The sequence below is a fragment of the Pseudomonas sp. B414 genome (genome assembly GCF_055408445.1).
Genome location: NZ_JBUZTQ010000044.1, coordinates 14,845 through 35,950, shown reverse-complemented (window position 1 = coordinate 35,950; position 21,106 = coordinate 14,845). Strand labels below are relative to the sequence as shown.

Below are 21,106 nucleotides of genomic sequence, written 5' to 3'. Positions count from 1 at the left end.
TCACAAGTCCGATTTCAGCCCCAATCATTGTGGGAGCGAGCTTGCTCGCGATGGCATCAGCGCAGTTGGCCTGATGTACCCAGTCGCCTGCATCGCAGGTAAGCCAGCACCCACAGGTCTTGTGGCATTCACAAGTCCGATTTCAGCCCCAATCATTGTGGGAGCGAGCTTGCTCGCGATGGCATCAGCGCAGTTGGCCTGATGTACCCAGTCGCCTGCATCGCAGGTAAGCCAGCACCCACAGGTCTTGTGGCATTCACAAGTCCGATTTCAGCCCCAATCATTGTGGGAGCGAGCTTGCTCGCGATGGCATCAGCGCGGTTGGCCTGATGTACCGAGTCGCCTGCATCGCAGGCAAGCCAGCTCCCACACGTCTTGTGGCATTCACAAATCCGATTTCAGCCCGCTCCCAGGGTTGTAGAAAATTCAGCCTCTGCTGAAACGCGCCAGCCGCTCTTCATCCAGCGTCAGGCCCAGCCCTGGGGTACGCGGAATATGCAGCTCAAAGTCGCGGTACTGCGGCGCCTCGGTAACGATGTCTTCGGTCAGCAACAGCGGCCCGAACAGTTCAGTGCCCCAGGTCAGTTGCTTGAGGGTCAGAAAGGCATGGGCCGACGCCAGGGTGCCCACCGAGCCTTCAAGCATGGTGCCGCCGTAAAGTGCGATACCTGCCGCCTCGGCGATATGCGCCGTACGCAACACGGCGCGAGGGCCACCGTTTTTCGCGATCTTCAGGGCAAACACGCTGGCCGCACCGTCCGCTGCGAGGCTGAAGGCGTCCTCGACACTTTCGATGGACTCGTCCGCCATGATCGGCGCCGGGCTGCGCAGATTCAGGCGCACCTGCCCGCAGCGGTTGACTCGGGAGATCGGCTGCTCGATCAGGTCGATGCCGTTGTCACCCAGCACCTGGCAACCCCGAATGGCCTGGGATTCGTCCCAGTACTGGTTAACGTCCACGCGCACACTGGCCCGGTCGCCCAGGGCCTTTTTAATCGCCAGTACATGCTTGAGATCCTGCTCCAGCGGATTGGCACCGATCTTCAATTTGAAGATGCGGTGGCGACGCCTGTCCAGCATCTGCTGCGCTTCAGCGATATCGCGGGCGGTGTCGCCGCTGGCCAGGGTCCAGGCAACTTCCAGGCTGTCACGCACGCGGCCGCCGAGCAGCTCGCTGACCGGCAGGCCCAAACGCTTGCCCTGAGCGTCGAGCAGCGCGCTTTCGATACCGGATTTGGCAAAGGTATTGCCCTTGGCAATCTTGTCCAGGCTTTGCATGGCGGCGTTGATATTGGCCGCCGGCTTGCCCACCAGGATTGGCGCCAGGTGCGCGTCGATATTGGCCTTGATGCTTTCCGGGCTTTCATAGCCGTAGGCCAGGCCACCGATGGTGGTGGCTTCGCCGATGCCTTCGATGCCGTCACTGCAGCGCAGGCGCACAATCACCAGGGTCTGCTTGCGCATGGTGTGCATCGCCAGGGTATGCGGGCGGATGGTGGGCAAATCAACGATCAGGGTGGTCAGGCTTTGAATCAGCACATGGGTCATTTCACTGTTCCTGTCAGAGAGGGTTTGCGGGCCTTTCAACCGAGGTCGCCACCGCCGACCGGCAGGGTTACGCCGGTGATATAGGAGGCTTCGTCACTGGCCAGAAACAGGATCGCGCCGACCTGCTCATCGAGGCTGGCGTAGCGTTTCATCAGGCTGCTGTCGAGGGTCTGATCGACGATTTGCTGATACCAGGTTTTCTCGTCCGGGCTCTGTTCGGCTTCATTGCGCGCTATACGTCGTGGCGGCGCTTCGGTGCCCCCCGGGGCGGTGGCGTTGACCCGAATGCCACGCTTGGCGTTCTCGAAGGCCAGGCAAGCGGTCAGCGCATTAACCCCACCCTTGGCTGCGCCATACGGCACCCGATTGATGCTGCGAGTGGCGATGGACGAGACATTGACGATCGCCCCTTTGCCCTGTTCCAGCATGTACGGCAGCGCCGCATGGCAGCACCACAGGGTGGGGAACAGCGAGCGGCGCACTTCGGCCTCGATTTCCTCGACCTGGTAATGCTCGAAAGGCTTGGCCCAGATGGTGCCGCCCACGTTGTTGACCAGCACGTCGAGGCGGCCGAAGGTGTCCACCGCCGCCGCCATCACCCGCGCGCAATCGGCGTATTGCTCCAGGTCAGCGGTCAGGGCCAGCACGCCCTCGCCCTGGAGCTCGAAAACCAGCTCTGAGCGATCCACTGCAATCACTTGCGCACCTTCGGCCAGCAGACGTTCACACACCCGCCGCCCGATGCCCTGTGCCGCGCCAGTGACCAGCGCCACCTTGTTGTCGAATCTGTTGTTCATGGCAACCTCGTATAAAAGGGGATCAGGCCGCAGCGGCGAATTTTTCGTAGTAGAAATTGGCCGGGGTGATGCCCTGCTCGCGGATATACAGGTTGACCGCCTCCACCATTGGCGGCGGGCCGCACAGGTACACGTCAACATCACCGGCATTGAGGTGGCAGGGTTCGATATGCTGGGTGACATAGCCCTTGAGCGGGTGCTGGCTCTGCGGGTTGGCCACGCAGGCACTGAAGCTGAAATTGGCGATACGCTCGCTCAGGGCATGCAGGCGGTCCAGCTCGACCAGATCAAAGTCATTGCTTACGCCATAGATCAGATGCAGCGGATGGGCACTGCCCTGCTCGGCGATTTTTTCCAGCATGGCGGTAAACGGCGCCAGCCCGGTGCCGCCGGCCAGCAACAGCAAGGGCCGCTGGATCTGGCGCAGGTAGAAGCTGCCCAGCGGCCCGGCCAGGGTCATGCTGTCGCCCGTCTTGGCGATGCCGGTCAAGAAGCTGCTCATCAGCCCGCCCGGGACATTGCGGATCAAAAAGCTGACTTCGCCATTCTTTTGCAGGGTGCTGAAGGAATAGGCCCGCGTCTGCTCGCTGCCCGGCACCTGCAGATTGACGTACTGGCCCGGCAAAAATGCCAGGCTGCCCAGTGCCTCGCCCTTGATCGACAGTGCGATGGTGCTTTCGGACAACTGCCGTACATCGCTGATAACCGCGTCAAAACTGGCCTGTTGGGTCTTGCATACGGCCGAAGAGGCAGGCACCCGCAATACGCAGTCACTGGCGGCGCGCATCTGGCAGGTCAGCACATAGCCCTGTTTGACCTCATCCTCGCTAAGAGCGTCGTCGATATATTCATCGCCCAGCTCGTATTGCCCGGCTTCGGCAAAGCACTTGCAGGTGCCGCAAGCGCCGTCGCGGCAGTCCAGCGGGATATTGATGCCCTGGCGATAAGCCGCGTCGGCGACGGTTTCCTGGCTGTTGGCCTGGATAAAACGAGTGACCCCGTCTTCGAAATTGAGCGCAATTTGATAGCTCATAATGTACCTCGCAGGCAATGCCCGGCCCGGGTGCCCACAGGCAGCCTCAGGCACGCATCACAGCGTTGATCAGATGTGGTAGATGTCGATGACCTGACGCACGTAGTCATTCTTGAGCACGACTTTTTTCGCCTTGATCAACGGCTGTGGGCCGCGCATATCGAGAGTGTAAAAGCTGGTGCCAAAGTAGCTGTCGGTGGTCTTGTAGCGATAGCTCAGGGTGTGCCAGTTAAAACGCACTTGGCACAGCCCGTTGGCTTCGTCGACGATCTCGATATTGCTCAGGTTGTGCGAGGTACGGGTGTCCGGCATGGTCGCACTGGAGCGCTCGGTCTTGATGCGGAACACGCGGTCTTCCAGGCCACCACGGTTGCCGTACCAGATCAGCGAGATTTCGCTTTGCGGGTCTTCGGTGAGGCTGTCGTTGTCATCCCAGCACGGCATCCAGAAGCTGGCATCGGCGGCGTACAGCTCCAGCCATTGATCCCACTGGCCATCGTCCAGGTAACGCGCTTCGCGGTACAGAAAGTCCCGCACAATCGGGTAAAGGCTGTTCATTACACGGCCTCCACAGGGATCAACTGTGGCTCGCCGGCGGCGGCCTTGAGCATTGTTTCCTGCCAGTACTTGTGTTGCAGCACAAACAGGCCTTCATCTTCGGTACGCACCCCGGACAGCAGCGGTTTGAGATCGATTTCTGTGGCGGCGGCATCGGCGCCTTCGACCCAGTGCTCAGCCCCACGGGACATGTCATTCCAGCCGCGGCCAGCGCCGTAGCCGGTCTGGCAGGAGCGGAACTCTTCGAGGTCATCCGGGGTGGCCATGCCACTGACATTGAAGAAGTCTTCATACTGGCGGATGCGTTTGGTGCGCGCCTCGCTGCTCTCGCCCTTGGGCGCGATGCAGTAGATGGTGATCTCGGTCTTGTCCACGGAGATGGGCCGGGCGATGCGGATTTGCGAGCTGAACTGGTCCATCAGGTAGACGTTGGGGTACAGGCACAGGTTGCGCGAGTTGTCGATCATCCAGTCGGCACGGGCCTGGCCGAAGTCACGGGCCAGTTCATCGCGGCGCTCGTAGGCCGGGCGGTCCTCGGGGTTGGCCCAGCGGGTCCAGAGCAGCAAATGACCGTGGTCGAAAGAGTAGAAACCGCCGCCGCCCTTGGCCCAGCTGCCGGCGCTCATGGTTTTGATTTCTTCACCGGCTTCGCGCAGGGTGCGCTGGTTTTGCGTCGCGGCGTAGTTCCAGTGCACGGAACTGACGTGGTAACCATCGGCACCGTTTTCGGCGGTGAGTTTCCAGTTGCCTTCGTAGATATAGGAGCTGGAACCGCGCAGCACTTCCAGGCCGTCAGCGGACTGGTCGACGATCATATCGATGATCTTCGCCGACTCACCCAGATGCTCGGCCAGGGATTTGACCTCAGGGTTGAGACTGCCAAACAGAAAGCCGCGATAGGACTCGAAGCGCGCCACTTTGGTCAGGTCATGGGAGCCTTCGCAGTTGAAGCCTTGCGGGTAACCGGCAGCGCTCGGGTCCTTGACCTTGAGCAGCTTGCCGCTGTTGTTGAAGGTCCAGCCGTGGAACGGGCAGGTATAGCTGGCGCGGTTGCCGCTCTTGTGGCGGCAGAGCATGGCGCCGCGATGGCTGCAGGCGTTAAGAAAGGCGTTGAGTTCACCGGCCTTGTTACGCGCGATAAAGATCGGCTGGCGGCCCATGGTGGTGGTCAGGAAATCGTTGACGTTGGGGATCTGACTTTCGTGGGCAAGGTAGATCCAGTTGCCCTCGAAGATATGGGTCATTTCCAGTTCGAAGAGGTCCGGGTCGGTAAACATCTCGCGCTTGCAGCGGTAGATGCCCTTCTCTTTGTCGTCTTCAAGCATGGCATTCAAGTAATCGATACCCAGGGACATGGCCAGGGCCTCCGTTGTTATTATCCAGGCCGGGTCAGGTTAGGGAATCGATACAGGGGGTAATAGCCGTTTACTGCCAATCGCTATCCGATTAGTGCACAGAGCGGCCCTCACCCTCCTGCGCAGGGAGAGGGGACTGACCGAGTCGATGCTGGATTCACGCAATGCTTTCAGACTTGAGAGATTCCCCAATAAGCTCTCTGGGCATGGGCCTGGACGAGTTGCATGTACTGGAACAGCCGGACGGCACGAAAAAAAACCTCACCTTTTTAGAGAAACAGATTACATACATCGATTAGCCGATCGGGCAGAGTTGCCGCCAAGACACCCATCACCCTTCTTGATCAACCCTACCTCTAACAACTGCGTAGCTTCGCTGCATAGTTGCTTCAGCATGTCGAGCGGTCGGCTGTTACGCAAGACGGGATTTTCGAATGATTACACCCTGGGTATTCACAATTGGTCTGCCATTAACGGGCTGGCCGAGAATCAATTATTTGTCAGAAGGCATTTATGAATCAGTGCAGCAAATTCTTTTTGTTGGCAGGCGCTTTTTTTGGTTGCCAGGCGCACGCGGCCGAGACAGCACCAGGCATAAACAACTTTACAAAACCATTCAACGAGTACACGTGGGTGACAGCCCATAACGGTTATCTGGATGATATGGCGGTTCAACTGAACCGAGGCGTGCGTGGTTTCATGCTGGATTTACACCCAGGAAAGCTTAAAGCTACGAAAGAGGCTTATTTGTGTCACGTCTCCAAGAACTCGACATGCGATGCACGCGCACATAAAAAATTCTCGACAGCTTTGAAAGAAGTCTTTATTCCTTTTCTTCTCAGTAACCCCAATGCAGTCGTCACGCTGATATTGGAAAACCACATGGATAACGAGGGGTTTTTGAAGTCGCTTCAGGCCGTTCCAGAGTTGGGCAACTGGGTCTTTGATCCCGAGGCCTATAGTGGCTCCTCATGGCCGACCCTGCAACAGATCATTGCAAGCAACAAGCGTTTGATTATCTTCACAGACAGCAAGAGTGGGCGCTATCAGGTGAGCGGCAGAACGGTCCCTATCCTACTTAACAATAGTTGGCAGACTCAAAACTACTGGGATCTGGGCCTCACTGCGCTCAAACATAACTGGAGCTGTGAATCGCGGTGGTCAGATAAAAAACATGCCATACAGACAACGACAGATTCTGGCGTCGATAACTGGAAGCGCTTGTTTGTGCTCAATCAGTTTCATAGATGGGGTTCGTCCACCGCACATGCCGGGCATATGGATAACAACTTGACTTATCTGGAACGCCGGGTCGATCGACATTGCGCCACTCTTATTGGTCAGCGCAAAAACCCCAACTATATTGCGATCGACTTCAACCAAACTGGCGATGCCTTTCCTTATGCAGCCGCTCTGTCTCAGGGTGGATTTTATTTTTATGAAGGTAATTCCGCTAGCCAGGATTCAGTTTGCGTTATTCCTGCGGGCCATAACTATAATTTCCGCCTGGCCAGTCGTGGCTGTGAAAATGATGAAGCCCGATCCATGCGGCTACGTGGCGTTGCGAAGGGAACCCGGATTACCCTGTTCGACTCGCCCACAGGCAGCCAGAAAGATGACTACGTCATTATTGATGTGAAGCGCGATATTGGCATCAATGAAAACAATATTGTGATTGGCAGCTTTGAGAAGAACTTCGAGAACCGCACTTTCAAAATCAGGGCTTTTTACCACAATGGCCTTGATGGCAAGGTTTCTCGAGTCAAGATTGAACAAAAGCGCTAATAAAGCATTCTGGAATAATGTCTCATATGTGCAGCATGGCAGGCTATTTAAGCCCTGCCATGTTTTATTACCTCGATGTTATTGGTGCACAACACTACCTTTGAGGTATGGCGCAGGTGCTCTCCCAAGGTTGTTCAGCCGGCGCTTGAGGGTGCTCGAAGGCAGCTCACCGAACTGCAACCGATAGCTTTCGGAAAACCGCCCCAAATGCACAAAGCCATAATCCAGCGCCAGCTCGGTAAGGCTGCGCACCGTGCAACTGGGGTCATTCAGGCAGGCGTGGATACGTTCCAGCTTGCGCTGGCGGATGTACTGCAAGGGCGTCACGCCCAACTGGCGCTCGAACAGGCTATAGAGTGAACGCTGGCTGATACAGGCCTGCGCGGCCAGGTCTTCAGCGCTGATTTCCTGTTTGAGACTGCGCTCGATGTAATCGAGGATGCGCTCAATACTGACACTGCCTGATGCCAGGTTTTCACGGCTGATATTGGTCTGCATCAGGGTCAGCAATTTGCTGCCGACAATCTGCGTGTAATGCTCCTGCACCCGCAACAGCGGGTCGCTGGCCTCGGATTCCTGGCACACCATGCCCAGCAAACCGAGAAAGCCTTCCAGCTCATCGAGCCGGTAATGATTGCGCACAAAGCGCACACCGCCAGCTGGCCGTCGCCAGCGCTGATCGTCACACACTGACTCAAGCAATTTGGCCGGTATTTTAAGGATGAACTTTTCGCAGTCCCGGGAGTAAGTCAGATCCACCGGATCATCCGGGTTGATCACCAGCAACTCTCCCGGCACCAGATGGTGCTCGCGGTTCGGGCCGCGCCACAGGCAATTGCCGCTGAGCAGCACCTGCAAGTGAAAGATGGTCTCCAGTGCGGGCGAGGTCACGCGCACACTGCCGCCATAACTGATACGGCACAGGTCCAGTTCGGCAAATTTGCGGTGATTGAGGCTGGCCAGCGGCCGGGTGGTTCTGGAAAGGCCAATGCAGTGCTGGCCGACATGCTGGTTCACATAATCGGACACGGCATGTGGGTCGGCGTGTCGGAACACGCTACTGCGCTCACTCAGCAGGCGGCTATCCATCGGCAAGGTACTCGGTGTTGTCATTATTATGGGTGTCACGTATGCCAGAGTAGGCATGGGCACCCCGGCAGATCAATTGGACCCTCGGCTAATGTCCGGTAACCGCACACTTTTAGCCCGCCGGTTTCGCATATGGGCCTGGCGACGCCTTACCCTGTGCGCCCTAAAAACAACAAACAAGAGAACAATGATGTTCAGCCGTCTAAGCCCTGCCCCCCTGTATCTCGCGCTGTTGAGCGCACTGACTGCCAGCACCAGCCAGGCTGCAGACCTCAGTTGGGTCAACCCCGCCGTTGCCGCGGTGAATGCGCAGGTCATTTCCTTGCGACACACCCTTCACCAGAACCCGGAGATGGGCAATCAGGAGTTCAAGACTGCCGCTCTGGTCGCCGAGCAACTCAAGAGCATGGGTTTGCAGGTGCGCACCCAGGTGGGCAAGACCGGTGTGGTTGGCGTGCTCAAGGGCGGCCTGCCCGGCCCGGTGATGGCCCTGCGGGCCGATATGGACGCCCTGCCCGTCAAGGAGATGACCGGCCTGCCCTATGCCAGCACAGCCACCGGCGTGCGCCTGGGCAAGACCGTGCCGGTGATGCACGCCTGCGGCCATGACACCCACACCGCCATGCTGCTGGTCGCAGCCAAGGTGCTGGCCGAGCACCGTGATCAAGTGGCAGGCACCGTGGTGTTCCTGTTCCAGCCTGCCGAAGAAGGCGCGGCGGATGTGGACGAATTTGCGAGCGATACCCTGATCGGCGCCCAAGCGATGATCCGCGACGGCGCGCTCGACTCACCCAAGGTCGAAGCGATTTTCGGCGTGCATGTGATGGCGGGCTACCCCACCGGGCACCTGTATTACAAAGCAGGCACCGTACTCAACAGCAGCGACGGCTTTCGCATCATCGTCAAGGGCCAGCAGACCCACGGCTCGGCACCCTGGAGCGGAGTTGACCCGGTGGTGGCCAGTGCGGGCATTATCAATGGCCTGCAAACCCTGGTCAGCCGCCGGGCTGATTTGACCCAGGGGATGGGGGTGATCAGTGTCGGCACCATCAATGCCGGTTCTGCGGCCAATATCATTCCCGAAACCGTGGAAATGACCGGCACCATCCGCAGCAACAGCGCGGCAGTACGTGACACCCTGCTGAAAAAAATGCCGCCATTGGTGCAAGGCATCGCCAGTGCCTATGAGACCGAAGCCCATTTGCTGCTGGTCAACCATGCACCGGTCACCAGCAACGACCCACTTCTGACTGCGGCGATGGTCCCGGCACTGGAGCTGGCAGCGCCCGGCAAGGTGCAGTTGCTGCCGGCGTCCCTGTCGCCCAGCGAAGACTTCTCGTACTACGCCGAGAAAGTCCCGGGCCTGTTTGTATTTTTGGGCGCCACGCCTGAAGGGCAGGATATGAGCAAGGCGGCGAATAACCACAGCCCCTACTTCACTGCCGACGATGCCACCCTGGCCACCGGGGTCAAGGCTCATGTGCAGTTTGTGATGAATTATCCGGGGCGGGTACAGGGGAGCTGAATCTGTGGGAGCGAGCCTGCTCGCGATGGCAACAACGCGCATGCTCAGGAAAACCGCGTAGCCTGCATCGCGAGCAAGCCCGCTCCCACAAATCCACGGTGCTTGCCTGAGATTCGGGCGACGCGGTATATCAGGTCAACTCACTTGCGCTGGTTCTCCCGAATCAGCTTCTTGTTGATCTTGCCCACACTGGTTTTCGGGATCTCCACAACAAAGTCAAACTGCTTGGGAATCGCCCACTTGTTGATCCGGCCACAGGCCACAAATTGCTGCAAGTGGGCTTCAAGTAGTGGTTGATCGAGTACCTGCCCGGGAGCGCACACCACCAGCGCCATAGGCCGTTCGCCCCATTGCTCGTCGGCAACGCCCACCACCGCGACAGCACTCACCGAGCTGTGCTCACTGATCAGGTTTTCCAGGTCCAGGGAGCTGATCCACTCGCCGCCCGTCTTGATCACGTCCTTGATCCTGTCCTTGATTTCCACCCGGCCCCTGGGGTCGATGGAAGCCAGGTCGCCGGTGTGCAGCCAGCCATCCTGCCAAAGCTCGGCGCCCTTTTCGGCTTCGTGCAGATAGCCCTGGGTCAGCCACGGCGCCCGCACCACGATCTCGCCCAAAGACTCGCCATCGTGGGCCACGGCATGGCCACTGCCATCGATGATTTTCAAGTCCACCATCGGCGTCGGCATGCCGGTCTTGATGCGCAGGGTCAACTGCGCCTGGGTGGACTGTTCGATTTCGGCTGCGCTCAGGTAGCTGGTGCACAGCAACGGGCAGGTCTCGGACATGCCGTAGCCGCTGTGTACCTGAATGCCTTTGGCACTGGCCTGGGTGGCAAGCCCCAGGGTCAGGGCACTGCCGCCCAGGAGCATTTTCCAGCCGTCAAAACGGGTGTCCCTGGCTTCGTCGCAAGCCAGGATCATTTGCAAAATGGTCGGTACGCAATGGGAGAAGGTGACCTTCTCGTCACGAAACAACCGGACCAGGCTGTTGGGCTCGTAACGGCCGGGGTACACCTGCTTGATCCCCATCAGGGTTGCCACGTAGGGCACGCCCCAGGCATGCACATGGAACATCGGGGTGATGGGCATATACACATCATCGGAACGCACCAGAGGCATGCTCTGGTAACCGCTCAGGGAGCCGACGGCCGTCAGGGTATGCAGCACCAGTTGTCGATGGGTGAAATACACGCCTTTGGGGCTGCCGGTGGTGCCCGTGGTGTAAAAGACCGTCGCCACCGAGTTTTCATCAAAGTCAGGGAAATCGTATTCGGATGAAGCCCGTGCCAGCAGGGTTTCATATTCGCCCAGCACCGGTATTGCAGTGCCGCACTCAGGTTCATCGCAGAGACGGATATAGCCTTTGACGGTAGTCAGGCCGTCGTGGATCTGCTCGATCAAGGGCACAAAATCATCATGCACCAGCACCAGGTCATCCTCGGCGTGGTTCATGGTGTAGAGCACCTGATCTGCCGAAAGCCGGATATTGACCGTATGCAGCACGGCGCCAATCATCGGCACGGCAAAAAAACACTCCAGGTAACGGTGGCTGTCCCAGTCGAGCATGGCCACCGTGTCGCCGGCCTTGACTCCGGCCGCCGTGAGCGCATTGGCCAGCCTGCGGATGCGCTGGTTGAGGGTTTTATAGCTGTAGCGCAGCTTGTCGGCGTAAACGATTTGATTATCGGGCTCGTAGCGCTCCCCCGACAGCAGCAGGCTCTTGATCAACAGGGGGTAGGTGTATGCCCCGGGTGCTGGTGGAATTATTTTTGTCTTCAGCATGGTGGTGGGTCCTGAAACTGTTTTAGAACTGCGCAGTATCGAGCAGGTAGAGGCTTTCGCTGCCCGCCTTGACCGATGCGCTCAGGGAGGCAATACGTGGCAACAGGCGGGCGAAGTAGAAACGTGCAGTGCCCAGTTTGCTGGCGTAGAAGTCATCTTCCTGAAGTTTGCCCAGCGCCGCCCCGGCCATGCGCGCCCACAGGTAAGCGTAGGCGGTATAACCGAACACCTGAAGATACTCGACCGAGGCCGCGCCAACCTCATTGGGGTTGTTTTGCGCGCGGTCCAGCAGCCAGGCGGTCAGCTCGTCCAGAGTGTCCAGTGCGGCACCCAACGGCTGGTTGAACTCGCTCAGTTCAGCTCCGGCAGAGGCGATAAACTGGCGGATTTCATCAGCGAACAGCCGGTACAGCGCCCCGCCGCTGCCCACAGTCTTGCGCCCTGCCAGGTCCAGCGCCTGAATGCCATTGGTGCCTTCATAGATCTGAGTGATGCGCACGTCGCGCACCAGTTGCTCCTGGCCCCACTCGCGGATATAGCCATGGCCGCCGAACACCATTTGCCCGTGCAAGGTGGTTTCCAGGCCCATATCGGTCAGAAACGCCTTGGCCACCGGGGTCAACAGGGCCACAAGGTCTTGTGCGCGCTGGCGGGTGGCCGCGTCATCGCTGTATTTGGCAGTATCCAGTTGCAGTGCCACATAGCTGGAAAATGCCCGCCCGCCTTCGTTCAGGGCTTTCATGGTGAGCAGCATGCGCCGCACGTCGGGGTGCACAATGATCGGGTCGGCGGGCTTTTCCGGGGCCTGTGCGCCTGCGGATGCGCGGCTTTGCAAACGCTCGCGGGCGTACTCGATAGCGGCCTGATAAGAGCGCTCACCCTGGGCCAGGCCCTGGATACCCACGCCCAGACGCTCGTAGTTCATCATGGTGAACATCGCCGCCAGGCCCTTGCCGGGGGCATCGACCAACCAGCCGGTGGCCTGGTCGAAGTTCATTACGCAGGTGGCAGAGGCCTTGATGCCCATCTTGTGTTCGATGGAGCCGCAAGCCAGCGAGTTGCGTTCACCCAGCGAGCCATCGGCATTGACCAGCACCTTGGGCACCAGAAACAGCGAGATGCCCTTGGGCCCGGCAGGGGCATCCGGCAGACGGGCGAGAACCAGATGAATGATGTTTTCACTCAGATCATGCTCGCCGCCGGTAATAAACATCTTGCTGCCGCTGAGCGCGTAACTGCCGTCGGCGCGTGGCTCGGCGCGGGTGCGGATCAGCCCCAGATCAGTACCGCTATGGGCCTCGGTCAGGCACATGGAACCGGTCCAGATCCCGGCATACAGATTGGGCAGGTACTTTTGCTTCAGCTCTTCGCTGGCGTGGGCGTAAATCGACAGGCAAGCACCGGCGGTCAACATCGGGTACAGGCCGAACGACAGGTTGGCACCGTTGACCATTTCTTCGACCTGGGCGCAGATCACCTTGGGCATGCCCATGCCACCGAACTGCGGGCTACCGCCCACGCCCACCCAGCCGCCTTCGGCAAATGCCTGATAGGCCGCAACAAACCCCTGCGGGGTTGTCACCCCGGCGCTGCTCCACACGCAGCCTTGCTCATCGCCGCTCTGGCGCAACGGCGCAATGATCCCGGCGCTGATCTTGCCCGCTTCTTCAAGGATCGCCGCAGCGGTCTCCTCATCCACCACCTCGGCCATACCCGGCAGTCGGGCCCATAGCCGGGACACCTGGAAAACCTCATTGAGCACGAAGCGCATATCGCGCAGGGGAGCTTTGTAGTCAGACATGATTGGCGTTCTCGGACAGAGTACGGGCATGACGCATGCCCGTTTTTTGAAGGTTGGCGGCGCGTTGCTCCGGAGCAATACGAGGGTTCAACGCGGGGCCGCGCAACAGGAAATACGACAAGGCAGGAATCAGAATCAGCGCCCCCAGCATGTTCCACAGGAACATAAAGGTCAGCAGGATGCCCATATCCGCCTGAAACTTGATCGGCGACCAGATCCAGCACACCACGCCTGCCGCCAGGGTAATGCCCACCAGCGCCACGACCCGCCCGGTAAAGGCCACCGCCTTGCGGTAGGCCTCACCCAGTGACAGGCCCTGGCGCTGGTAATGCAATTGCACGCTGAGCAGGTACAGCGCGTAATCCACGCCGATGCCCACCCCGAGGGCGATCACCGGCAAGGTCGCCACTTTGACGCCGATGCCCATGACCACCATCAGTGCTTCGCACAGGATCGAGGTCAGCACCAGCGGCAGCAAGGCCACCAGAGTGGCGCGCCAACTGCGGAAGGTGATCAGGCAGAACAGCGTGACCGCCGCATACACATACAGCAGCATGGTGCGGTTGGCTTCGCGCACCACGATATTGGTCGCTACCTCGATGCCCGCCGTACCGGCCGCCAGTAAAAACTGGCGCTGCGGGGTGCTGTTGGCCCTGGCGAACGAGTCGGCAATGGCGACCACGGAATCCAGGGTCTGGGCCTTGTGGTCCTTGAGATAGGCAATCACCGGCATCAGCGAGCAATCGGTGTTGAACAGTTCCGGGGAGTTGACCGAGGCCTGCTGGGCGGCATAGTTGAGCACGTCCTGATTGCGCTGGATGCTGTTGAGCTTGGGGTTGCCTTCATAGGAGCCTGCCGTGATCTGGCGCACGGCGTTGACCAGCGACGACGTGGCCTGTACCCCGGGCGCCTGTTGCAGCTCCCAGGCCAGGCGATCGGCGAGGATCAGGGTCTGGTAATCAAGGCAACCTTCCGGTGCAGTCTTGACCATCACCGCAAACAGGTCACTGGACAGCGCGTAGTGACTGGTGATGTAGGCGTTATCACGGTTATAGCGCGAGTCGGCACGCAACTCCGGGGCGCCGCTGTCGAGGTCGCCGATCTGCAAGTGCAGGCTGACCATAAAACCACCGACGCCCATCAAGGCCGCTAGCAGTACCGCACCCGTGGCCCACTTGCGGGTGGTGAAGCGGTCAAGCAGGTCCCACAGTTTGCCCAGGCCCCGGTGCCCGTCGGCGCGGATCTCGATTTTCAACGCACGCTCGGCCGCCTTGCGCCCCACGCCAACGTAGGACAATGCCACGGGCATCAGCAGCAGCGAGGTAAAGATCAGCACCGCAACCCCGATACTGGCGGTGATGGCCAGGTCCTGGATCACCGGAATATCGATCAGCATCAGCACCGCAAAGCCCACCGCATCGGCCAGCAACGCGGTGACACCGGCAATAAACAGACGACGAAAGGTGTAGCGCGCAGCAATCAGCTTGTGGGTGCCACGGGCAATGTCCTGCATGATGCCGTTCATCTTTTGCGCCGCATGGGACACGCCGATGGCGAAGATCAAAAACGGCACCAGCACCGAGTACGGGTCAATCGCATAGCCCAGCCAGGCAACGATGCCCAGTTGCCAGACCACCGCGATCAGCGAGCAGCCCACCACCAGCAGGGTGCTGCGCACGCAACGGGTGTAGAGGTAGATGATCAGCAGCGAGGTGACTACGGCCAGGGCAAAGAACATCATTACTTGGATCAGGCCATCGATCAGGTCGCCCATCAGCTTGGCAAAACCGATCACGCGAACCTTGTACTGTCCGCCGCCCTCCTCCCCGGCCTTGCGGGCGGCGCTGTCCCCGCCGAACTCGATACGGTCGCGCAACTGCTCTTCGAGCAAGCGGGAGAACTGCTGGTAGTTGATGCCCTGACCGGTGGCCGAGGTGGTGTCCAGCAGGGGCACGATCAGCATGCTGGATTTGAAGTCGCTGGCCACCAGGCTGCCGACGATCCCGGCTCGGCTAATGTTCTGGCGCAGCTGTTCGATGTCGGCAGCCGTGCCCTGGTAAGTACCGGGCATCACCGGGCCACCCTGAAAGCCTTCTTCGGTGACTTCGGTCCAGCGTACGCCTGGGCTCCACAGCGACTTCATCCATACCCGGTCAACCCCAGCGGTGATAAACAGCTGGTCATTGACCTGCTTGAGTACGTCCAGGTAACCCGGGTCGAAAATATCCCCTTGGGTGTTCTCCACCACTACCCGCACCGAGTTGCCCAGACCGCGCAATGACCGACGGTTCTCCAGGTAATTCTGGATATAGGGCTGGCTCTGGGGAATCATTTTTTCGAAGCTGGGGCGCAGTTCCAGGCGGGTAACGGCCATATAGCCCAGCACCACCGTGATCAGTGCCATCAACAGCATAAACAGCGGGCGATAGTTGAACACCAACCGCTCCAGCAGGTTGCCGGAGTTGCGGTCGAAATCGCGCAGATCGCGGATCACCGGCATGCTGTCTTGCTTGATATTGCCCATGTGGGTTCTCGCTCTAAATGTTCGAGGTCTTATTCGCCAGCCAGTGCCTGCGCACCCCGGCTACCCACCACCACCCGCGAACCGTCAGCCGCACGCACGGCACCGGCCACCGGTGGCAGGCCCGGTTGCGCCAGCGTCTGCAAGCCGGTGCCGCTGCTGACCAGTGTGTAGCCCGCTTGGGTAAACAGCTCGTAGCGGCCTTGGGCATCGATGATTGCTGCGGTGATACTGGCCTGCGGGCCGCTATTGAGCGGGCTCCAATGCTCGCCTCCATCGGTGCTGCGCAATACGTTGCCGCGCAGGCCGTAGACGATCACCTCTGCGGGTTTGCCGATCACCCCGAAAAAACTGCCCTGGTAAGGTGTGTGCAAGGCCGTAAAACGCTGCCTGCCCTCTTCCCACTTGAGCAGCAGGCCCTGTTCACCGGCGATATACAGCCCGTCACCGGTCGAAGCGATGGCGTTGAGGTGAAAGCCCTGGGGGTTGTCGATGCGGTCCTGAAACGGCGTCCAGCTCTGACCGCCATCCTCGGTACGCAAAATCAGGTTGAACACGCCCACCACATAGCCGAGCTTGTCGTCGGCAAACCAGACGTCGAGCAACGGCTTGTCGGCGCCTTCTGCGGCCAGGCGCCGACCTTGCGCCACCAGCAACGGCCAGTGCTCGCTGCCCGGTTGCGCTGCGGCCAGGGCGCTGTAATGCCTGATCAGCAAGTCGCCGATTTGTCGACCGTCCAGCTGTTTACTCCAGGTGGCCCCGGCGTCGCTGCTGTGCAGCACCACACCATCGTTGCCCACCGCCCAGCCCTGGGTGGGCGACGGGAAAAACACCGCACTCAGATCACTGCTCAGCGGCACACGGGCCTGCTCCCAGTGCTGGCCTGCGTCATCGGAATAGACAATATGGCCGCGCTGGCCCACCGCGACCAGACGCTCACCGGCCCGGGCAATCCCCACCAGAGGGCTGCGCACGGCCAGGGCACTGGGCTTGGCCGGCAGTTCCAGGACATCCACATAACCCGCCGCCAACACAGCGCCCTGCATCAGCAGCGAACCCAGGCATGCCAGGGTGATTTTTTTCAAAGCATCCATACCGCACCTTCCAGAAGTACGACGCCGGGTTACCGCTAAGTGCATCCCGGCGTGCGAGTCGGTCACTTAGCGAATCCCGGCACCGGCCAGGGCGTCCGGTGCCCACTGCACTTTGGACAGGGTCTCGATGTACTTGATGCCGCCGTACGGGCCGACAATGCCGTTGATGTTGTAGTTGCCGCCCACCAGGTCGTAGATCATGAACGGCGTGGTGTCGGGGGTCTGCTTGTCGTAGCTCTGGCTAAGGAAGGTGAAGGCTCCACGGTAAAGCTTGCCACTGGCGTCATATTGATCGGAGGCCAGGGCGATCCAGCTGTCTTCATCCAGGTAGAACCGGCGCTTGTGGTAGATATGCCGCGCACCGGGCTTGAGCGTGGCTTCCACTACCCAGACGCGGTGCTTCTCCCAGCGCACATAATCGGGGGCAAGATGGTTGGGGGTGATCAACGCTTTGGCCTGGTTGGCATAGGTCAGCTTGTAGGTGTTGTAGGGCACGATCATTTCCTGCTTGCCCACCAGCTTCCAGTCGTAGCGATCCAGCGCACCGTTGAACACAAACGTGTCATCGTAAGTGTTGGCCCCGGCAGTCCCGGGGTTGGGCGTGTCATAGGCCAGGTCCGGCGCCAGCTTGACCCGACGCTGCCCCGGCAGGTATTGCCAGGCCTTGCGCGGCTGGGCCAGCGGGTCGGCCGAGTCCTTGAGCATGATCGCCTCGCCTGCACGACGTGCAGGCCCGGTGTAGTAAAGCTTCATCTGGTAAAAAATATCGCTGCTGGCCACCGGCTTCGACATGCTTTCGTAGATCGGGTAGTTCATGAATGCCATTGCCGTAGTGGACAGGGTTGGCACGCCCGCAGCGTCTACGTTCCATGAGTCGTACTTGGCAGTGAAATTGGTGCCCAGATAGCGCAGTAGATGGTTCCACATGGCCTCGTTGCCCGATTGCGGAATCGGAAACGGCACGCCGGGCAGTACGTTATCGATCGATAGGCCGCCGTTAAGGGCCTTGGCATCGGTGGCGTTTTTGCGGCTGTTGTCCAGTACCGCCGCGGGCAAGGACACCGTGCGATGGGTCGGGTACACATCGATGCGGTAAGTCGGGTAACGTCTGGCCAGCTCCACCGTGGTGGCGGTCAGCAGCCCTTTGTACTGGTCGACGTTTTTGCCATCGATCACCCACAGCGGCTTTTCATCGACAAAGGGGTCCGGGCGCATGCTTTCACCCGCCTTGAAACTCGCAGGCGGGGTGGTCAGGCCGCCACTGTAGGCCGGGATCGAGCCATCGGCATTGGCCGCCATCTCGGCGCCCACGCCGGTCAGGCTGGCGCCCAGCTTTGTCGCATCCTGGGGCGAAACGGCCGCCTGGGCCTGAGCACCAATCACCGCAGCGAGGGACGCTGCCAGTACGCTGTATAGAAGGTTCATCTGAATACTCTCCAGTTGTTTTTATAATTCGAGCGTCGATCAGAAGGTGGTCTTGAATGAAGCCGTGACCATCCCGCGGTCTTTCAACAGCGGTGACAGACCGGCCTGTGAGGTGATCTGGCCGGGAATGCACTGGTACAGGCCGTTGGCCCCGGGGGTATTGTTGTCAAAGCCGGTTTCGCAGGTATCGAAAGGGCCAAAGGCATCGACGTATTTGAGGTCGAGTTTGTACTTCTGATAGATGTCCGCCGCGACACCGATGGAGTAACTGCCAGCGTTTTCATTGCCGCCCAGCTGCACCGCCGAGTTGCCCTTGATACCCATGTTCCAGGCCAGCGGCATAAACATGTCGACACCCGGGAACACCTGGAACCAGGTCGGGGTCAGGTTGACTGCCAGGGTCCAGGCATTGGTGTCGACCTTGTCCACACCGCGGTAGCTGCTGTCGCCCTTGAAGGTCTGCTTGCCCTTGTCGACGCTGACCAGATGGATCATGGCGCCTTCAACGGCCAGCGCGGAGGAATCCCAGAATGGCGTCTTGCCAAAGCTCACCAGGCCATTGAGCACCACATGCAAGGTCTTGCCCCGGGCCAGCCCGGTGTCACCCTTGCCGGGCACACCGGCAATCAAGTTGGCGCCATTGATCAGCCCTGCTCCCGCCTGGGCATCCAGCGTCGCGTTGACGGTGCTGAAGTTGCTCATCAGCGGCATGTTTTCGCGGTAGTTCAGGTCCAGGCCCACGCTGACCGGACCCACGCTTTTGGACAGGCTGATGCCATAGATATCGATGTCGTCGGCATACGCGGTCATGTACTCGGCGCCCTGCAGACCGGCCAGGCCCGGCAGGTGCAAATTGGGCGCATTGATCAGCACTGCCGGCATGGTGTCCGAGGTATTGCGATAGTAGAAACCCAGGGTGCCATCGAGCCACTCCGGGCTCCACTTGGCCATCAAGCCGAAATCACCGGAGTTGTGGGGTTTCACATCATGACCACGGGGTGCGCCGTAGTAGGCCCCGGCACCGCCCAGCAAGCCGGGGACCGGCAACCAGAACAGGTCAGCACCCTCGCCCAGCATGTCGTAGCCGCCCATATAGGTGCCGCCTTCGGGCAGGCGCGAGTTCTGAAACTGCAGAAAATATTGCGCGCCCAGAGTCAGTTCCGGGTTGACCGTAAAGGCCACCGAGAGCTGGTTGCGTGGCAGGAACAGCTCCTTGGTTTCGGTGCCGGGCACGTTGTACAGCTTGGCCAGATCAAGGGCCGACTGGCCGTAGTTGATACCGTTGGCGGCGTTGAACAGAGTCTCGCCCCAGTAAACGTTGTGCCTGCCCAGCTTGGCACTGAGCATCGACTGCTCACCTATTTCGGTGCTGTAAAACACAAAGGCATCCAGAATCTCACCGGACGGGCCGTTGTAGTAGCGGTCGGTGTAATTGCTCAGGCCATGCTTGCGAGCCGTGTGGCCATTGAGCGAGTCGCCGGGCTGAATCGCACCGCCTGCCGCTGGCCGCGCCGCCACCAGATTTCCGGCATTGCCCGCCTGCCCCGGAAAAGGATTGGAGCTGGAGCCCACATGGTCATAGGCATGGTCGTACCAGCTCGCGCCGCTGACCCGAAAGCCCATGCTGCCCTGGTAGACCACATCCAATTCAGTGAGCAAATCGACGCGCTGGGTGACAGCGCTGCCGACACTGAAGTTTTTGTCGCCGTCATTGAGGTTAGCGGTGCTGGCAATTTTCGAGTTCTGCTTTTCAACCCGCTGCCCGTAGCTGGCCTTGAGTGTGTTATCAAAACGTACGGCCCAGTCTTCAGTTCCGTCGGTGAGTTCAAAAGCATAAGCAGCGGGCATGCAAGCGAGCAGCATGGCGCTGCCCAGCAGGCTGCGACCTGTAGTGTTGTGCATTGCGTTGTCTCCGTTTTTCTTGTTTTTGTTTTTTGGTTTTAACAACGGCTCACACCCGGTCCTGACACGGGGGGAGCATAGGTGCGGCGGTTTTTTCAGAAGCTGAAACTAGCGATCCAGGGTGCGGATAAACTCGTCGGCCTGCGGCCAGTCGCCGTAACCGGCGGCCGGGTTGAGATGGCCCACAGCGCCGAGGTTGACCAGTTCACTGCCCCAGCCACGGGCCATCTCCGTGACGGCTTGCAGACTGGCAAGGTGGTCATTGGTACTGGCCGCGACAATCGAGGGAAATGGCAAGGCGCCCTCGGGCAGCGGGTCCCAGCCATTGGCGCGCAGGCTGTGCGGGGGCGGATAGCCTTCTGGCCAGTTGGCCTTGAGGTCCGGCGGTGCCGCCAGCAAGGCGCCCTTGACCGGACGCTGATACCGGGCTGCCCAGTGCGCGACCATCAGCACCCCGGCACTGTGAGCCACCACAATCACCGGGCCGGTGATGCTTTGCAGTTCGCGCTGGATGGCGTCCACCCGGGCTGTAAGGCTGAGCTTGTTGTGCTCCAGGGGCGGCACTGAACGAACCTTGCCCAGCCGCGCTTGCAGCAGTGTCTGCCAATGTTGCGGTACGTGATCACGCAAGCCCGGCACCATCAAAACCGTCGTTTCACTCATTGATCCATTCACCCTTGAACAGCCCGTCGAACCGTTCGCCAACACTGCGAACCCTGCTGACTGCACAGTAGATTTCGACAGCCCATCTGCGCTTCACATTTAGCGTCAGCCACTTCTCTTTTGGTGACAAAGGGGGCGGATCGGGTTGCCGGTTTGCTTGCGGGTACTTTTCAATGCACGACCAAACCTCTATAAATGCGCGGCAGTAGCGCTGGTGAGAGCTCTT

Annotated in this window: 15 protein-coding genes; 2 read left to right on the top strand and 13 right to left on the bottom strand. The window is 59.8% G+C overall.

Going from position 1 to position 21,106, the window contains the following annotated elements:
- Nucleotides 1–426: 426 nt before the first annotated feature.
- The 5 genes from ACZRMH_RS23415 to benA form a co-directional block, all read right to left on the bottom strand.
- Nucleotides 427–1,548 carry a muconate cycloisomerase family protein gene (locus tag ACZRMH_RS23415; RefSeq protein WP_464015499.1) on the bottom strand — a complete coding sequence of 374 codons (1,122 nt, stop codon included), beginning with the start codon at nt 1,546–1,548 and terminating at the stop codon, nt 427–429.
- A 35-nt stretch (nt 1,549–1,583) separates the two neighbouring features.
- On the bottom strand, nt 1,584–2,345 hold the full coding sequence (locus ACZRMH_RS23410) for a 1,6-dihydroxycyclohexa-2,4-diene-1-carboxylate dehydrogenase (RefSeq protein WP_464015498.1): 762 nt from the start codon (nt 2,343–2,345) through the stop codon (nt 1,584–1,586).
- A gap of 22 nt (nt 2,346–2,367) precedes the next feature.
- Nucleotides 2,368–3,378 carry a benzoate 1,2-dioxygenase electron transfer component BenC gene (gene benC, locus ACZRMH_RS23405; protein WP_464015497.1) on the bottom strand — a complete coding sequence of 337 codons (1,011 nt, stop codon included), beginning with the start codon at nt 3,376–3,378 and terminating at the stop codon, nt 2,368–2,370.
- Between the two features lie 69 nt (nt 3,379–3,447).
- Nucleotides 3,448–3,936: a benzoate 1,2-dioxygenase small subunit gene (gene benB / locus ACZRMH_RS23400; RefSeq protein ID WP_464015496.1), complete on the bottom strand. Its 489-nt coding sequence runs from the start codon at nt 3,934–3,936 to the stop codon at nt 3,448–3,450.
- The gene (benA, locus tag ACZRMH_RS23395) at nt 3,936–5,291 is read right to left on the bottom strand and encodes a benzoate 1,2-dioxygenase large subunit (RefSeq protein WP_464015495.1); all 1,356 of its coding nucleotides are present in this window, start codon (nt 5,289–5,291) and stop codon (nt 3,936–3,938) included. Before benA ends, benB begins: the two co-directional genes overlap by 1 nt.
- A 513-nt stretch (nt 5,292–5,804) precedes the next feature.
- Here benA and ACZRMH_RS23390 point away from each other — a divergent pair.
- Nucleotides 5,805–7,076 (top strand): PI-PLC domain-containing protein, encoded by a 1,272-nt coding sequence (locus ACZRMH_RS23390; protein ID WP_464015494.1) that lies wholly within the window; start codon nt 5,805–5,807, stop codon nt 7,074–7,076.
- 78 nt (nt 7,077–7,154) lie between these two features.
- On the opposite strand, the gene ACZRMH_RS23385 is transcribed toward ACZRMH_RS23390, so the two are convergent.
- Nucleotides 7,155–8,165, bottom strand: a complete 1,011-nt coding sequence (locus tag ACZRMH_RS23385) for a helix-turn-helix transcriptional regulator (RefSeq protein WP_464015500.1) — start codon at nt 8,163–8,165, stop codon at nt 7,155–7,157.
- A gap of 190 nt (nt 8,166–8,355) precedes the next feature.
- Between ACZRMH_RS23385 and ACZRMH_RS23380 the strand changes: the two genes are divergently transcribed.
- On the top strand, nt 8,356–9,690 hold the full coding sequence (locus ACZRMH_RS23380) for an amidohydrolase (RefSeq protein WP_464015493.1): 1,335 nt from the start codon (nt 8,356–8,358) through the stop codon (nt 9,688–9,690).
- A 140-nt stretch (nt 9,691–9,830) separates the two neighbouring features.
- On the opposite strand, the gene ACZRMH_RS23375 is transcribed toward ACZRMH_RS23380, so the two are convergent.
- The 7 genes from ACZRMH_RS23375 to ACZRMH_RS23345 all read right to left on the bottom strand — a co-directional run bounded on the left by ACZRMH_RS23375 (nt 9,831) and on the right by ACZRMH_RS23345 (nt 20,892).
- Nucleotides 9,831–11,474 (bottom strand): fatty acid--CoA ligase, encoded by a 1,644-nt coding sequence (locus ACZRMH_RS23375; protein WP_464015492.1) that lies wholly within the window; start codon nt 11,472–11,474, stop codon nt 9,831–9,833.
- Nucleotides 11,475–11,496: 22 nt separating this feature from the next.
- Nucleotides 11,497–13,275 carry an acyl-CoA dehydrogenase C-terminal domain-containing protein gene (locus ACZRMH_RS23370; RefSeq protein ID WP_464015491.1) on the bottom strand — a complete coding sequence of 593 codons (1,779 nt, stop codon included), beginning with the start codon at nt 13,273–13,275 and terminating at the stop codon, nt 11,497–11,499.
- Nucleotides 13,268–15,799 carry an efflux RND transporter permease subunit gene (locus tag ACZRMH_RS23365; protein ID WP_464015490.1) on the bottom strand — a complete coding sequence of 844 codons (2,532 nt, stop codon included), beginning with the start codon at nt 15,797–15,799 and terminating at the stop codon, nt 13,268–13,270. The genes ACZRMH_RS23370 and ACZRMH_RS23365 overlap by 8 nt, the downstream gene beginning before the upstream one ends.
- A 29-nt stretch (nt 15,800–15,828) precedes the next feature.
- On the bottom strand, nt 15,829–16,890 hold the full coding sequence (locus ACZRMH_RS23360) for a YCF48-related protein (RefSeq protein WP_464015489.1): 1,062 nt from the start codon (nt 16,888–16,890) through the stop codon (nt 15,829–15,831).
- A 66-nt stretch (nt 16,891–16,956) separates the two neighbouring features.
- Nucleotides 16,957–18,315 (bottom strand): DUF1329 domain-containing protein, encoded by a 1,359-nt coding sequence (locus ACZRMH_RS23355; protein ID WP_464015488.1) that lies wholly within the window; start codon nt 18,313–18,315, stop codon nt 16,957–16,959.
- A gap of 39 nt (nt 18,316–18,354) precedes the next feature.
- Complete coding sequence (locus ACZRMH_RS23350; protein WP_464015487.1) at nt 18,355–20,217, bottom strand: DUF1302 domain-containing protein; 1,863 nt, start codon at nt 20,215–20,217, stop codon at nt 18,355–18,357.
- Between the two features lie 108 nt (nt 20,218–20,325).
- Nucleotides 20,326–20,892 carry an RBBP9/YdeN family alpha/beta hydrolase gene (locus ACZRMH_RS23345; protein ID WP_464015486.1) on the bottom strand — a complete coding sequence of 189 codons (567 nt, stop codon included), beginning with the start codon at nt 20,890–20,892 and terminating at the stop codon, nt 20,326–20,328.
- Between the last annotated feature and the right edge of the window lie 214 nt (nt 20,893–21,106).

Coding starts and splice junctions, on each gene's coding strand:
- ACZRMH_RS23365 (WP_464015490.1), bottom strand. CDS start 15,799: ATGGGCAATATCAAGCAAGACAGCATGCCGGTGATCCGCGATCTGCGC.
- benC (WP_464015497.1), bottom strand. CDS start 3,378: ATGAGCTATCAAATTGCGCTCAATTTCGAAGACGGGGTCACTCGTTTT.
- ACZRMH_RS23410 (WP_464015498.1), bottom strand. CDS start 2,345: ATGAACAACAGATTCGACAACAAGGTGGCGCTGGTCACTGGCGCGGCA.
- ACZRMH_RS23375 (WP_464015492.1), bottom strand. CDS start 11,474: ATGCTGAAGACAAAAATAATTCCACCAGCACCCGGGGCATACACCTAC.
- ACZRMH_RS23390 (WP_464015494.1), top strand. CDS start 5,805: ATGAATCAGTGCAGCAAATTCTTTTTGTTGGCAGGCGCTTTTTTTGGT.
- ACZRMH_RS23355 (WP_464015488.1), bottom strand. CDS start 18,315: ATGAACCTTCTATACAGCGTACTGGCAGCGTCCCTCGCTGCGGTGATT.
- ACZRMH_RS23360 (WP_464015489.1), bottom strand. CDS start 16,890: ATGGATGCTTTGAAAAAAATCACCCTGGCATGCCTGGGTTCGCTGCTG.
- ACZRMH_RS23380 (WP_464015493.1), top strand. CDS start 8,356: ATGTTCAGCCGTCTAAGCCCTGCCCCCCTGTATCTCGCGCTGTTGAGC.
- benA (WP_464015495.1), bottom strand. CDS start 5,291: ATGTCCCTGGGTATCGATTACTTGAATGCCATGCTTGAAGACGACAAA.
- ACZRMH_RS23385 (WP_464015500.1), bottom strand. CDS start 8,165: ATGGATAGCCGCCTGCTGAGTGAGCGCAGTAGCGTGTTCCGACACGCC.
- ACZRMH_RS23370 (WP_464015491.1), bottom strand. CDS start 13,275: ATGTCTGACTACAAAGCTCCCCTGCGCGATATGCGCTTCGTGCTCAAT.
- ACZRMH_RS23415 (WP_464015499.1), bottom strand. CDS start 1,548: ATGACCCATGTGCTGATTCAAAGCCTGACCACCCTGATCGTTGATTTG.
- benB (WP_464015496.1), bottom strand. CDS start 3,936: ATGAACAGCCTTTACCCGATTGTGCGGGACTTTCTGTACCGCGAAGCG.
- ACZRMH_RS23350 (WP_464015487.1), bottom strand. CDS start 20,217: ATGCACAACACTACAGGTCGCAGCCTGCTGGGCAGCGCCATGCTGCTC.